15 protein-coding genes are annotated in these 12,973 nt (G+C 45.5%); 11 read left to right on the forward strand and 4 right to left on the reverse strand.

All coding sequences use genetic code 11. The features are described 5' to 3' along the window. Positions 1-6 precede the first annotated feature (6 nt). The gene (coaBC, locus tag RTJ53_RS06755; protein ID WP_312276366.1) at positions 7-1,335 is read left to right on the forward strand and encodes a bifunctional phosphopantothenoylcysteine decarboxylase/phosphopantothenate--cysteine ligase CoaBC; all 1,329 of its coding nucleotides are present in this window, start codon (positions 7-9) and stop codon (positions 1,333-1,335) included. Between the two features lie 45 nt (positions 1,336-1,380). Next, positions 1,381-2,130 carry a sulfite exporter TauE/SafE family protein gene (locus tag RTJ53_RS06760; protein ID WP_312276367.1) on the forward strand — a complete coding sequence of 250 codons (750 nt, stop codon included), beginning with the start codon at positions 1,381-1,383 and terminating at the stop codon, positions 2,128-2,130. Here the strand turns inward: RTJ53_RS06760 and RTJ53_RS06765 are convergent. Further along, positions 2,124-2,687 carry a hypothetical protein gene (locus RTJ53_RS06765; protein WP_312276368.1) on the reverse strand — a complete coding sequence of 188 codons (564 nt, stop codon included), beginning with the start codon at positions 2,685-2,687 and terminating at the stop codon, positions 2,124-2,126. The genes RTJ53_RS06760 and RTJ53_RS06765 overlap by 7 nt on opposite strands. Continuing rightward, on the reverse strand, positions 2,680-3,528 hold the full coding sequence (rsmI, locus tag RTJ53_RS06770; protein WP_312276369.1) for a 16S rRNA (cytidine(1402)-2'-O)-methyltransferase: 849 nt from the start codon (positions 3,526-3,528) through the stop codon (positions 2,680-2,682). Before rsmI ends, RTJ53_RS06765 begins: the two co-directional genes overlap by 8 nt. A 67-nt stretch (positions 3,529-3,595) precedes the next feature. On the opposite strand from rsmI, the gene RTJ53_RS06775 reads away from it, so the two are divergent. From RTJ53_RS06775 to hisD, 8 genes are all read left to right on the forward strand, one after another. Further along, positions 3,596-3,856 (forward strand): hypothetical protein, encoded by a 261-nt coding sequence (locus RTJ53_RS06775; protein ID WP_312276370.1) that lies wholly within the window; start codon positions 3,596-3,598, stop codon positions 3,854-3,856. A gap of 36 nt (positions 3,857-3,892) precedes the next feature. Then, complete coding sequence (locus tag RTJ53_RS06780; RefSeq protein ID WP_312276371.1) at positions 3,893-4,153, forward strand: hypothetical protein; 261 nt, start codon at positions 3,893-3,895, stop codon at positions 4,151-4,153. A 7-nt stretch (positions 4,154-4,160) separates the two neighbouring features. Then, on the forward strand, positions 4,161-4,565 hold the full coding sequence (locus RTJ53_RS06785) for a YraN family protein (protein WP_312276372.1): 405 nt from the start codon (positions 4,161-4,163) through the stop codon (positions 4,563-4,565). Positions 4,566-4,657: 92 nt separating this feature from the next. Then, on the forward strand, positions 4,658-4,915 hold the full coding sequence (locus RTJ53_RS06790) for a BolA/IbaG family iron-sulfur metabolism protein (RefSeq protein WP_065263076.1): 258 nt from the start codon (positions 4,658-4,660) through the stop codon (positions 4,913-4,915). A 20-nt stretch (positions 4,916-4,935) separates the two neighbouring features. Further along, on the forward strand, positions 4,936-6,201 hold the full coding sequence (gene murA, locus RTJ53_RS06795) for a UDP-N-acetylglucosamine 1-carboxyvinyltransferase (protein ID WP_312276373.1): 1,266 nt from the start codon (positions 4,936-4,938) through the stop codon (positions 6,199-6,201). Between the two features lie 13 nt (positions 6,202-6,214). Next, positions 6,215-6,877: an ATP phosphoribosyltransferase gene (gene hisG / locus RTJ53_RS06800; protein WP_007115580.1), complete on the forward strand. Its 663-nt coding sequence runs from the start codon at positions 6,215-6,217 to the stop codon at positions 6,875-6,877. 16 nt (positions 6,878-6,893) lie between these two features. Further along, entirely contained in the window at positions 6,894-7,241 is a 348-nt protein-coding gene (locus RTJ53_RS06805; RefSeq protein WP_312276374.1) for a gamma-glutamylcyclotransferase family protein, read from the forward strand. A 272-nt stretch (positions 7,242-7,513) separates the two neighbouring features. Beyond that, complete coding sequence (gene hisD / locus RTJ53_RS06810; RefSeq protein WP_312276375.1) at positions 7,514-8,809, forward strand: histidinol dehydrogenase; 1,296 nt, start codon at positions 7,514-7,516, stop codon at positions 8,807-8,809. 101 nt (positions 8,810-8,910) lie between these two features. On the opposite strand, the gene RTJ53_RS06815 is transcribed toward hisD, so the two are convergent. Beyond that, positions 8,911-10,014, reverse strand: coding sequence for a lipase secretion chaperone (locus RTJ53_RS06815; RefSeq protein ID WP_312276376.1), 1,104 nt, complete (start codon positions 10,012-10,014; stop codon positions 8,911-8,913). Positions 10,015-10,024: 10 nt separating this feature from the next. Continuing rightward, on the reverse strand, positions 10,025-11,074 hold the full coding sequence (locus RTJ53_RS06820; protein WP_312276377.1) for an esterase/lipase family protein: 1,050 nt from the start codon (positions 11,072-11,074) through the stop codon (positions 10,025-10,027). Between the two features lie 304 nt (positions 11,075-11,378). On the opposite strand from RTJ53_RS06820, the gene RTJ53_RS06825 reads away from it, so the two are divergent. Beyond that, positions 11,379-12,947, forward strand: coding sequence for a TerC family protein (locus RTJ53_RS06825; RefSeq protein ID WP_312276378.1), 1,569 nt, complete (start codon positions 11,379-11,381; stop codon positions 12,945-12,947). The last annotated feature ends 26 nt before the right edge of the window (positions 12,948-12,973 follow it).

The raw sequence follows: 12,973 nt of genomic DNA on the forward strand, positions 1-12,973 counted from the left end.
TATCTTATGAAAAATATCCTTCTTGGTATTACAGGCGGTATTGCTGCCTATAAATCTGCCTCGTTTGCCCGACTATTGATTAAAAGTGGCTATGACGTCCGTGTTATTATGACAGCAAGCGCGCAAGCCTTTATCACACCGTTAACGCTGCAGGCCCTGACGGGCAACCCAGTGCATATCGACTTGTTGGATGAGAGCGCTGAGCTGGGAATGGGGCATATTGAACTGGCAAAATGGGCGGATTTGCTGATTATCGCGCCTGCTACCGCGAATACGATTGCTAAACTGGCCATGGGAATAGCGGATGATTTACTCACTACCGTCTGCCTTGCTACCGCTGCCCCGATTTTGGTGGCACCTGCTATGAATCAGCAAATGTGGCAACATCCATCGGTTAAACTTAATTTGCAGACATTAACCGATTATGATTATGAAATCATCCAACCAGCCAGCGGCGAGCAAGCCTGTGGCGATATCGGTGAGGGGAGATTACCAGAGCCAGAGCAACTGCTTGAATACGTGCAATATTTCATCGCTAGACAAATCACCCCGCAATTATTGGCGGGTAAAAATGTGACAATCACCGCAGGTCCGACGATTGAAGCCATAGACCCTGTGCGCTATCTATCCAATCATTCCACGGGCAAAATGGGTTTTGCGCTGGCAAAAGCGTGCCGCAATGCAGGCGCGAGGGTAACCTTAATCGTTGGGGGTAAAGTACCGCTGCCAACGCCACTACTGGTCAATCGTATCGATGTGTTATCGGCAGAAGAAATGCTAATGACCGCTCGCCAATGCGCCAGTGACGATATATGTGAGTGCCATGGTCACCACCATCACGACCATGATCATCACCACCATCATGACCATGATGAATTTGGCAATGATATCGAAGTCGAACCTGTCAGGACAGCGACCGATATTTTTATTGCCACAGCTGCGGTCGCTGATTATCGCACGCGTGATGTCGTGCCGCAAAAGATTAAAAAAACGCAAGATCAGATGTCGCTGGATTTGGTGAAAAATCCTGATATTTTGGCGACCATTGCCGAAGAATTCCCTGAGGTTTTTGTGGTAGGATTTGCGGCAGAAACCCAAGATATCGAAAAATATGCTCGTGGCAAGCTTGACGCCAAAAACTTAGATATGATTGCTTGTAATGATGTGTCCCGCACCGATATTGGTTTTGGCAGTGATGACAATGCCATGACGGTGTTTTTTAAGGGCAAAGACGCCGCAGTCAGCCTCGAAAAAGCCAGCAAGGATATCATTGCCAATCATCTAGTCAGCTTAATTGGTAAGCAATTAGCGGGTAAATTCACCTTGGTAAGATAGTCGCTGATGGCGATTTTTTCCGTTCAGCAAGGCGTTATGCTTTCGATGCTCATGATCCCCGCGATATTTGCCATCGCCAGTATGTTTCATGGGCTGACAGGGATTGGCGTGACGCTGATTGCGACCACAGCATTGGCAAGTTTTTATCCGATGTCGCATGTGCTGCTGCTGACGGTCATGCCGTGTTTGGTGATTAACTTGGTGGTGTTTTTGGAGGGTGGCAATATTGGCTACTACCTCAAAAAATATTGGCTATTGGTGTTTACTAGTTTTGTGGGCAGTCTGATCGGCACAAAGTTGGTGTTTCTCATCGCACCGCATTATTTGCTGATCGCCCTTGGGCTATTGATTGTCGGATATGTGCTGACCCAGTTTTTGGCAAGTCAAACGGGCAAAAATATTCGACTGCCCAATAATCAAACAAGTTTAATCTTCAGTGGGCTGGTGGCAGGCGTGCTCGGCGGTGCGACCAATGCCATGTCGCCGCTACTGGTGATGTATTTGCTATCGGCTACCGAAGACAGCCTAGACCCCAAAACCGAGCTGATTAAAGCCAGTAACCTGTGCTATGTGGTCGGCAAAATCGCTCAGCTCATCGTGCTGTGGCAAGGCTTTGTGAACCTACCAACGACAGAATTGGGCGTGATTGGCGTGGCGACGCTGTTGTCGTTGCTGTGTTTGTATATTGGGTTTTATTTTCGTCATAAAATCTCACAAAAAATGTTCAAAAATATGACGTTAATGATTTTATTACTTTTAGGTGTTAACGCCTTATTCAAAGCTTTTAATTATTGAATCAGTGACAAATAAATTTGCTCTTTAGTTGGGGATTTTGCTTTCCATAATTCAAATAATTTAACTAATCTTTGGTATAACGTATTAAACAACCCAAGATTGCAATGATACTCAAAAAAACCTTTTTCCCTGACGATATTAAAAGCAGTGATTATATGTGTGCACTCGTAAGCTTCTCCATGTTCGTATGCCTCCCACAAATCGCCAATCTTATCACGCTTATCATGCATTGTTTCAGCGATTTCAATTTCCTTAAGCAATTTTAACGTGTTGATAATGACGACCTGCTCATCGGTAGGTAAATAAAAGCCTAAATTGTTAATTACCTTACAAAAAATCAAATAGTTATCGATTGCTTTGCTGTGTAATGATTCGATAGGCTCATAGTACCAAAATTTGAGCATAGCATCATCCCAAAACCCATATTGCTGCCAATCTTCAATTTTATTTTTTAATAGTACATAATCGGTATTGGTCAAATCATAATTTTCGAGCATAAAAGTAAATAAATCATCCAAAAACCAAATTTGGCGTTCGTCTAATGTCAAGCTATTCATCTAGATGCTCTTTTAAAACCAACGCCCTTTCATACAAGGCATTTTTCTTAGCCCCTGTGATATCGCTGGCGAGCTGTGCGGCTTTTTTCACACTCAAATCTTGCAATAATCGTTTTAGCAATTCATCATGTTGATTATCATGATTCTGTAAGTCACTTGCCCCAGCGACCACCAGTACCATTTCCCCTTTTTGCTGATTGGCATCGCTTGCAACAAACTGCTTTAGTTCACCGAGCGTTGATGGATAAATGGTTTCAAACGTTTTGGTTATCTCACGGCAAAACGTCACTTGTCGATTGTCGCCAAGCACCGTAATCATGTCATCGATACACTCAACAATACGATGGGGCGCTTCATAAAAAATCAGCGTAGCGGTTAAATCTTTGATTTTAGTCAATTCGCTTTGTCGTCCTGTGGTTTTGGCAGGCAAAAAGCCATAAAAATAAAACTTGTCTGAGGGTAATCCTGCGACCGATAGGGCGGCTATGGCAGCACTGGCGCCGACAACCGGTGAGACTTTGATACCGGCTTGGTGACAGGCGCGTACCAGTCGAAAACCAGGGTCGCTAATCAGCGGGGTGCCGGCATCACTGATAAGCGCGATACTTTGCCCTGACTGTAATAATTTAATCAGTTTAGGGGTCTGTACTTCGGCATTGTGGTCGTGATAAGCCCAAGTTTTGGTGGGGATGTTAAAGTGGTTGAGCATTTTGCCCGAGGTGCGGGTGTCCTCGCAGGCGATGATAGCCACGCTTTTTAGGCAGTCGATGGCGTGGGCGGTGATATCGGATAAATTACCAATTGGGGTGGCGACGATATAGAGTGTGCCGGTTTGCTGCATGATTTTTCTCAAATTTTGCTAAATATTGGTGGTATTATAAGGTTTTCTACGGAAAAAAGGATTTGTCATGAAAACAATTTGCTTTGCTATTTTAAGTGTAAGTTTAATTTCAACCGCAAAGGCTTGTTTACCTTTATCCCCGGCTGATGTGTTGGTCGGAAGAATTGCCAGTATCGAAAAAGGCGGCGAATTGCAACGTGAAACCCAATCTAAGCAAGGTTTTGGCTTAAAATTTACCGATTATCACTGGGCATTTCGCACATGGCGTCAACGGCTTATTTTGCCATCGGCGCAGTGTTTTGAAGGTGTTTTGCCATTAACTCATTAAAACCCAACGATATCGTTGTGGCATTAGCGAGTTATTATGATGGGGGGTAAACCGCATAATTACTGCATTGATAGTGTGGCAAAGCTGACTTGTCAAAACAACAAGCTGATTTTACAAAACCCGTTGGTGATACCGGTCAGTTGGAATCGACAGCAGCAACGATGTGGGATTGGTCAAAATTACGCAGGGATTTTGGATGGCTTTATCGACAACAACCAAGCCTATTATTTGGCAAAATTACAGCAAAAATACCCAACTTGTGCCGCTTTAGAAAAAGCCTTTGCAACAGTAAAATAACCCAACAATGAAACTCACCGCCCCAAAACAGCGCCAAGGCGACTATTATGAAACCCTTGCCAAAGGCTACCTTGAAGCGCAAGGCTTAACGTTTTTTGCCAAAAACTGGCACTACAAAAACTTGGGCGAGCTTGATTTGGTGATGCTTGAGCCGACGCAAAAAATCCCTTGCCTCGTCATTGTCGAAGTGCGTCAACGAAAAGCCAGCCAATTTGGCACAAGTTTAGACAGTATCACCCCCGCCAAACAACGTAAAATCATTAAAACCACCGAAGCTTTTTTACAAGCGCATCCGCAATTTGATAACTTTGACATTCGCTTTGATGTGGTAAGTTATGAAGGCGCTGCAACTGCAGGGCAGGCTGTCATGCCAATGCCTACGTGGGTGAAGGGCGCTTTTAGCGTAAATTAAGCATTTTGTATAACGTATAAACTTAGCAAAAATTATGCTATGCTACGCAGCAAAATAGTATAATTTTACCCCTCTTTTATTAGGTATTTCCCATGAACGCACAAGATTTAATTACTTTACTACAACCCCATTTTCCGAGTGGCAAAATCGAAGCCGCCAATCAAGGCAACAAATTTGATGTGCGCGTGGTGGACGACAGCTTTGAGGGTAAACGTCCTGTCGCGCGTCAACAAGCCGTATTGGGGTTGGTGTCTGATAAATTTGCGTCAGGTGAAATCCATGCACTGAATATCCAAGCGTTGACCTATGCCCAGTGGCATGAGATGCAAGCCAAACAAGCTGCGCAATAAGCCATTTTTAGGAGAAACACATGGATAAATTTTTAATCACGGGTGGTACCCAGGTCAAAGGGGAAGTGGTCATCTCTGGCGCAAAAAATGCGGCATTGCCCTTGCTTGCGGCAATGATTTTGGCAGAAACCCCCGTCACCCTGCACAATGTACCGACACTCAAAGACGTCAATACCTTGGTCAAATTGATTGCTGGCACGGGTATCACCATTGAAAAGAACGGCGATACGGTGACTTGCGATACCACTACCATCAATAGCTACTATGCCCCGTATGAGCTGGTCAAAACCATGCGTGCATCGATTTTGGTATTGGGGCCTTTGCTTGCGCGCTTTGGGCAGGCTGAAGTGTCGCTACCTGGTGGCTGCGCAATTGGCTCACGCCCTGTCGACCAACATCTAAAAGCCTTGGAAGCGATGGGAGCGACTATCACCGTTGAAAATGGCTATGTCAAAGCCAAAGCACCCGCGAGCGGTCGGCTAAAAGGCTGTCATTTCACCTTTGATATGGTCACGGTTGGCGGTACGGAAAACACCATCATGGCAGCGGCATTGGCAGAAGGAACCACGCACCTAGAAAACTGTGCGCGCGAACCAGAAGTGGTTGATCTGGCTAATATGCTTGTCAAAATGGGTGCAAAAATTGAAGGCATTGGCACCGCTTATATGACCATTGAAGGCGTTGAAAAATTGAATGGCTGTGAGTATTCAGTAGTACCAGACCGTATCGAAACAGGCTCATATCTTGCGCTTGCTATGATGACAGGCGGCGAAGTGACTGCCAAAAAAACCGAAGCAAGCTTAATGCAATCTGTGCTTAAAAAATTTGAAGAAATGGGCGCCCAAGTTACTGTTGGTAGCGACTGGATTAATGTTAAAATGGCGGGTCGTCCAAAAGCCGTTGATATCCGCACACTACCACACCCTGCCTTCCCAACCGATATGCAAGCCCAGCTCATGACAGTTTGCTGTATTGCAGAAGGCACCAGTACCATTATTGAGAATATTTTTGAAAATCGCTATATGCATGTCCCTGAGCTACAACGTATGGGCGCCAATATCAAAGTCGATGGTCATACCGCCGTTGTTCAAGGCGTCGACAAGCTCAATGCCGCGCCTGTCATTGCAACCGATTTACGCGCTTCCATGTCACTGGTAATGGCAGCGGTGGCAGCCCAAGGCGAGACCTGTATCGAGCGCATTTACCACATTGACCGTGGTTATGAGTATGTGGAAGACAAACTGCGCGGCTTGGGCGTCACCATTGAGCGGGTAAAAGGCGAATGACAGGTATAAGACAATGACACAAGCAAATGATGCCAATTATAACGGTCTTACCTTAGCGTTATCCAAAGGGCGAATCTTAAAAGATACCTTGCCCCTGCTAAAAAAGGCAGGTATCGAACTACTTGAAGACCCCGAAGAATCACGTAAACTTATTTTTCCGACCACGCATGCTGACGTGCGGATTTTAATTTTACGCGCCAGTGACGTGCCAACCTATGTGGAGCATGGGGCGGCAGATTTTGGTGTGGCGGGTAAAGATGTGCTGATGGAGCATGGCTCAAGTAATTTATATGAATTGCTTGACCTACAAATTGCCAAATGCCGTTTGATGACGGCAGGTAAGGTGGGGCTACAATTACCCAGTCGTCGTCTTCGAATTGCCACCAAATATGTTAATGTGACGCGCGCGTTTTTTGCCAGTCGCGGTGAACAGGTGGATGTCATCAAACTATACGGCTCCATGGAACTTGCGCCATTGGTGGGCTTGGGTGATTTGATTGTGGATGTGGTCGATACGGGTAATACCTTAAGAGCCAATGGTCTAGAGCCGCGCCAAGAGATTTGCCAAGTCTCTTCGCGTTTGATTGTCAATCAGGTCAGTTATAAACGCAAATTTGCGCTGCTTGAGCCAATTATTGAAAGCTTTAAGCAAAGCATCGCTGATAACACCCAGTAACGGTTCAAAAATCACCATGATGCAGCATCTTTTTGTGTATGGCACGTTAGCGCCCAATCGCGACAACCACACCATTATGACACCCATCAACAACGGCAGTTGGCAGCCTGCGACTATTCGTGGGCGTTTGATGCCAGATGGCGGTTGGGGCTCGGCGCTAGGATTTCCTGCAGTCATCCCCGATGAACAAGGCAACATGGTAGCGGGCTTGGTGTTTTCGTCGGATGATTTGGTCAATCATTGGACGCGGCTAGATGAGTTTGAAGGTGAAGCCTATCAGCGCATTGAAGTAACAGCCACACTTGACAATGGTGCGAAAATCCAAACCTTTGTTTATGCACTCGACAATCTACAGCATTATTAAAGCTGGCTATGCCGATTAAAACATGGAAGATGAAAACATGGAAAACTAAAACATTGAAGATTAAAAAAAGACGTTATTAAGACGTCTTTTTTTAACTGGGCGAATTTTAACTAGGCAAGAACTAAAAGTGGTGACGGATTGGCCCAGTTTAGCCGATTTTGATGTGCCAATTTTGATGGGTTGGCGAAGCTTTGCAGGCTAAAAAGCCGCTTTCATCCATGATAAAATTTGTTATGCTATGTGTTAGTCATTTTTATTCTTAGGGGAATACCATGCGATTGTTAAATAGCCAACAAGCCAGTTTTGAGCAGGAATTGACAGAGCTGCTTGCTTTTGAAACGGTAAATGATCCAGCGCTACTGGCTACGGTCGATGATATTATCGCGCAAGTGCGTCAGGGTGGGGATGAGGTGGTGTTAAAACTGACCCAACAATTTGACAACCATCCTGCCAAAACTTTTGCTGAGCTAGAGATTTCACAAGAAAAGCTCAAACAAGCATTTGATGGGTTAAACCCTACAATCAAGCAAGCGCTTGAACTGGCGGCACAGCGCGTCACATCTTTTCACGAGCGCCAACGGCAAGAAAGCTGGACGTATCAAGATGCGCTAGGCAATACGCTTGGACAACAAGTTACGCCACTTGATAAAGTGGGTATTTATGTGCCAGGTGGGCTGGCAAGTTATCCATCCAGCGTCTTGATGAATGCGTTACCCGCCAAAGTGGCAGGGGTCGGGCAAATTATCATGGTGGTGCCTGCACCTCATGGTGAACTAAATTCCTTGGTATTGGCGGCCGCTTATTTGGCGGGTGTAGATAAAGTCTTTACCATTGGCGGCGCGCAAGCGGTGGCAGCGTTGGCTTACGGCACTAACACCATCCCGCAAGTCGATAAAATCACAGGACCTGGCAACAAATACGTGGCAGCCGCCAAACGCGCCGTGTTTGGGCAAGTGGGCATTGATATGATTGCCGGTCCCTCGGAAGTACTGGTATATGCCGAAGGTGTGGCAAATGATAAAGCCGACTGGTTAGCCATGGATTTATTATCGCAAGCTGAGCATGACACCGTCGCGCAAGCGATTTTTGTCACCCCATCTGAGTCATTACTCAAAAAAGTTGCGCAGGAAATCGAAAAAGCCTTAGCAGATTTGCCAAAAGCTGAAATCGCTAAAGTGGCGATTGCCAACCGTGGCGCGCTGATTTTGGTGAAAGACCGAGCAGAGGGTATTGAGGTGATTAACCGCATTGCGCCGGAGCATTTGGAGTTATCAGTAGATGACCCAGAAGCGATGGTCAAAGATGTCCGTCATGCGGGCGCTATCTTTATGGGTCGCTATACCCCTGAAGCGATTGGCGATTATTGCGCTGGCCCTAATCACGTATTGCCAACGTCAGGTACCGCACGCTTTAGTTCACCGCTCGGCGTATATGATTTTCAAAAGAAATCTTCGATTATTTATTGTAGCGAGCAAGGTAGCCAAACGCTGGCAAAAACTGCCGATATATTGGCGGTGGAAGAAAACTTGGATGCCCACGCACGTTCAGCCCGTTACCGTGTGAAATAGGCTCAAACGCGCCTTTGGTAATTCAACAGCTTATGGCAATTCAACGGGGCGTTTAACTCATTTAACTCATTTAACTCATTTAACTCATTTTAATGAGGAATTTAAGGCTGCTTTGTCAATACATCTAGGCGTAGCCGTTCTTCAGGCGTAAACATCGTCTGCTGTAACGCCACAATTTGTTGCTGTGCTTGCGGCACATTACCCAATTTGCTCAGTATTTGGTTAGACTGTGTCTGATAAGTTGCCACACGCTGTGCAAATTGCGCTTCAGATTGGTCAAGCTGCTCAAGCCGTTTGACCGCTTCAGGCGAGACATATTGACTACGCATGGCATTGATTTGGCTTTGCGTTGCCCCTTGCTGCTGCATTTGCTGCGTTTGCGCTAATAACTTGTCAATATTGCGCTGCTGGGTTAGCTTTGTCTGTAGATTTGGGTCTTTAACACTGGCGATATAGGCAGTTTGCGCTTTATCAATGATGGCTTGGCGCTGGTCATTGCTCAGTTGTGCGTTTTGGTTGGCTTCGACGACCGTCATGTTGTAGTCATTGAGGGCTTGTTCATCCCCAAAAAAGGCTTCACGGGTTTTGGCGTCAAAATAGCGGGCTTGCAGCTGTTGTACTGCGCGTAATTGGTTTTTAATCGCAGATAAATCTAATGCACTGACATTGGGGTTTTGCTGTGCTTTAGGCTTATCTAGCTGGCTAATAGCAGTCAAATAGGTTAGATAATTTTGAAAAATGTTAACCGCTTGGCTTGCGGCAGGCTCAGGCGTATGTTCACGAATGTACGCAATCACCCGTTGTTCAATCTGGCTTAACGGCTCTTCCCCTTGTGCTGACAAAAAATAATCAAATAGTTGGCGCAAACCTGCGGTCACCACCAATTGCTTATTTTCATCGATAATAATTTCGCCATCGACTTGGGTGCCTTGTAGTGATTTGGGCAGTGATGTGGGCAAGGGGTTAGCGTTCTTCGCGCTGACGGAGGATGCATTGGCTAGCGTTAGGGTTTGATTGGACGACAATACACCAGATGGTATCGTACTAGCGGCATCATGCTGCAAAGGATTGGCTGTTTTGACAGCGTCCTTAGGTTTTAACCACAGTATGCAGGCTATCAATAATGCGATGATGCCACTGGCTAATACGATTATTAGCCAGGTTATCGATCGTTGGTTTGTGTCAGGGTTGTTTGAAGGAACCATAGGCATAAGCTTACAATGATTGACCTTTTAAGCGATTAACTTGGTTGCGATATACAGTCAATGGATTGGTGTCTAGCAAACTGACAATGCCAAATACCTGATTGACTGAATCCATATGGTTCATTTTATAGTTATCACGAATCACTTCGCCGAGACGACTTGAACAGGGTGAAACAAGCCCATCATTGGCTTCGCCATTGAATGACAAACCCGTCAACCCCAATACCGTATCAGACGGATCGATAAGCATCGTCATAGTTTGGGCGCCACTAAATGAGTAGTAACGTACATTATTGACCACCGTGTTCTTTGGGTATCCACAATAACTGGTCGGCATCGCTGCAGGGAATTTTTGGTTAAATTTGGCTGCGTAATTGGTGGTGAGTGAATTGACGGCTGCCCAGCCATCTTGCTGCTGCAGTTGATTCAGTGGCACGCCAGATCCGATATCCATCACACCGCCCACCAATTCAAAAAACTTGATTGCCATTAAAGAGGCGGTATTAAATTCGCCAGCGGGTAACCCATCAGCCGCACTGCCTTCAGTCACCATCTTGACTGTCCAGTCCGCCATTTTTGAGCCTTGCTCAGGACTAGAAATCGCCGTCACAGAGGATACTAGCGATGGCGCAACCCCCGCTACATAGCGAATATCAATCCCACCGTGGCTATGGCCGATTAAGTTAACCTTCGGGCTGCCGGTGATGGCAATGATGGTTTTGACTTGTTGGAGTAGTTGCTCACCGCGTACTTCGGTGTCATTGACACTTGATGTCTTGGTCACATACACACTTGCGCCATTTTTGGTGAGATCTTGAGGGATGCCATTAAAATAATCGACCAAGCCAAACAGTTTGCTCCAGCCACCAAGCCCGTGAGCAAGTACGATAGGATATTTAGTTTTTGCATAATCTGAGGTGGCGTTGAGGGTGGTGACTGCGACACAGCCAGTGGCATTGGCACAGTTGTAATAACTTGAGGCATAAGAAGACGCAGAAAATGCGATGGAAGAAAAAAGCAATCCTTTGGCGGCGCGGCGCATAAAGCGATAATGTGACATATACTGATCCTTGTAAAGTCATAATGAAGTTTCGCTGTCCTATGGATTAATTTAACCTAAATCAAGAATTTGTGAATCAAATGAAATGACTGATCAGTATATTTTTTGGCAATGTCAGTTGCTGCAGTAGCTAGGTAAGGTTAAAGGTCAAGTGGTGTATTGGCACAATTGGCGTGCCATCTACAAAAGCAGACACAAATTATCATTGATTTTTTGCTATGATTTGCTAAGGTAACGGCTGATTTTTCGTTTTTGCTGTTTGTTGATTTTTTGCCCCTCATAACAAGAGAATAACTGACCCACTATGTTAGAATTACTATCTGACCCGTCAGCGTGGCTAAGCCTTGCGACGCTTGTCATTCTTGAGATTGTTTTAGGTATTGATAATCTTGTCTTTATTGCCATCTTAGCCAATAAACTCCCGCCGCACCAGCGCGCTAAAGCCCGTAATCTAGGTCTTGGCTTAGCATTGGTCATGCGGCTGTTCTTATTGTCGATTATGTCATGGCTCATTACCTTAACCGATCCCGTGCTCACCTTGGGAAGTTTTGATTTATCGGTTCGCGACATTATTTTATTGGTGGGCGGGGTGTTCTTGCTGTTTAAAGCAACGACAGAGTTGCATGAGCGGCTAGAAGGAAAACCTGAGCATACCAACCAAAGCAAAGTGCAAGCCGGGTTTATCGCGGTTGTCGCACAGATTGTGATTTTAGATGCGGTGTTCTCGTTTGACGCGGTAATTACCGCTGTAGGCATGGCAAAACACCTTGAAATCATGATGGCGGCAGTGGTCATTGCCATGGCATTGATGGTGGCTGCTTCTAGAGCGCTCACGGAGTTTGTCGGTCGTCACCCAACCGTGGTGATTTTATGCTTAAGTTTCTTACTGATGATTGGCTTTAGTTTAATTGTCGAAGGACTAGGCTTTCATATGCCAAAAGGTTACTTGTACGCGGCAATCGCGTTCTCAATTTTAATTGAAGCGTTTAACCAAGTAGCCAAACGCAATAAAACCAAATATGAAAATCAAATTCCGATTCGTGACCGTACCGCGGATGCGATTTTACGCTTAATGGGTGGTAAAACCGAAGAAACGGTTACCCCAGAGAATAATTCAGAACATTTTGATTTTGATAGTATGCCCTTTGCGCAAGAAGAGCGTTATATGATTAGTGGCGTACTGGCACTCAATGAGCGCGATGTACATACCATCATGACGCCGCGCAATGATATCTCTTGGGTCAATATCAATGGTAGCCGCGAAGAAATGCGCGCGCAATTGCTTGATACGCCGCATAGCTTGTTCCCTGTGTGCCGAGATACCATTGATAAAGTGCTTGGGGTAGTACGCGCCAAAGACTTTTTGGATTTGCTCGATAACAATGTTGCAGATATTGAAACCGCCATTAAACCCTTACTTAACAAGCAGCAGCCTGTGTTTGTGTCAGAAAGCATTGACAATCTAAAACTGCTCAATATGCTCAAAAAAGCCAAAGGTAATTTGGCGATGGTGATTGATGAATACGGTCAAGTCGCAGGTCTTGTGACACCGCTTGATGTGTTAGAGGCGATTGCAGGTGAGTTCCCTGATGAAGATGAAACCTTAGAAATTATCCCCTATGACGATTATTGGATTGTGAATGGCACAGCAAGTTTGCACCAACTACGTTTGGAGCTTGACGATCCAGATTTTCTACTCGATGCCGATCAGTTCACCATTGGCGGGTATTTGATTTCGCAGCTGACCGATGCCCCAAAAGTCAACCAAACCATTGATATCGGTGCCTATAAGTTTACCATTCTAGAAACTTCAACATCGCGCATTTTGAAACTCAAAGTTGAACGTGAAGCCCCGATGGTGGCAACGGTTTAAATCACTGATTGGCTATAAAAAAAGGG

This window comes from Moraxella sp. CTOTU46711 (assembly GCF_031975715.1).
In the GTDB taxonomy this organism is placed as follows: domain Bacteria; phylum Pseudomonadota; class Gammaproteobacteria; order Pseudomonadales; family Moraxellaceae; genus Faucicola.

Coding starts and splice junctions, on each gene's coding strand:
- coaBC (WP_312276366.1), top strand. CDS start 7: ATGAAAAATATCCTTCTTGGTATTACAGGCGGTATTGCTGCCTATAAA.
- RTJ53_RS06760 (WP_312276367.1), top strand. CDS start 1,381: ATGCTCATGATCCCCGCGATATTTGCCATCGCCAGTATGTTTCATGGG.
- RTJ53_RS06765 (WP_312276368.1), bottom strand. CDS start 2,687: ATGAATAGCTTGACATTAGACGAACGCCAAATTTGGTTTTTGGATGAT.
- rsmI (WP_312276369.1), bottom strand. CDS start 3,528: ATGCAGCAAACCGGCACACTCTATATCGTCGCCACCCCAATTGGTAAT.
- RTJ53_RS06775 (WP_312276370.1), top strand. CDS start 3,596: ATGAAAACAATTTGCTTTGCTATTTTAAGTGTAAGTTTAATTTCAACC.
- RTJ53_RS06780 (WP_312276371.1), top strand. CDS start 3,893: ATGATGGGGGGTAAACCGCATAATTACTGCATTGATAGTGTGGCAAAG.
- RTJ53_RS06785 (WP_312276372.1), top strand. CDS start 4,161: ATGAAACTCACCGCCCCAAAACAGCGCCAAGGCGACTATTATGAAACC.
- RTJ53_RS06790 (WP_065263076.1), top strand. CDS start 4,658: ATGAACGCACAAGATTTAATTACTTTACTACAACCCCATTTTCCGAGT.
- murA (WP_312276373.1), top strand. CDS start 4,936: ATGGATAAATTTTTAATCACGGGTGGTACCCAGGTCAAAGGGGAAGTG.
- hisG (WP_007115580.1), top strand. CDS start 6,215: ATGACACAAGCAAATGATGCCAATTATAACGGTCTTACCTTAGCGTTA.
- RTJ53_RS06805 (WP_312276374.1), top strand. CDS start 6,894: ATGATGCAGCATCTTTTTGTGTATGGCACGTTAGCGCCCAATCGCGAC.
- hisD (WP_312276375.1), top strand. CDS start 7,514: ATGCGATTGTTAAATAGCCAACAAGCCAGTTTTGAGCAGGAATTGACA.
- RTJ53_RS06815 (WP_312276376.1), bottom strand. CDS start 10,014: ATGGTTCCTTCAAACAACCCTGACACAAACCAACGATCGATAACCTGG.
- RTJ53_RS06820 (WP_312276377.1), bottom strand. CDS start 11,074: ATGTCACATTATCGCTTTATGCGCCGCGCCGCCAAAGGATTGCTTTTT.
- RTJ53_RS06825 (WP_312276378.1), top strand. CDS start 11,379: ATGTTAGAATTACTATCTGACCCGTCAGCGTGGCTAAGCCTTGCGACG.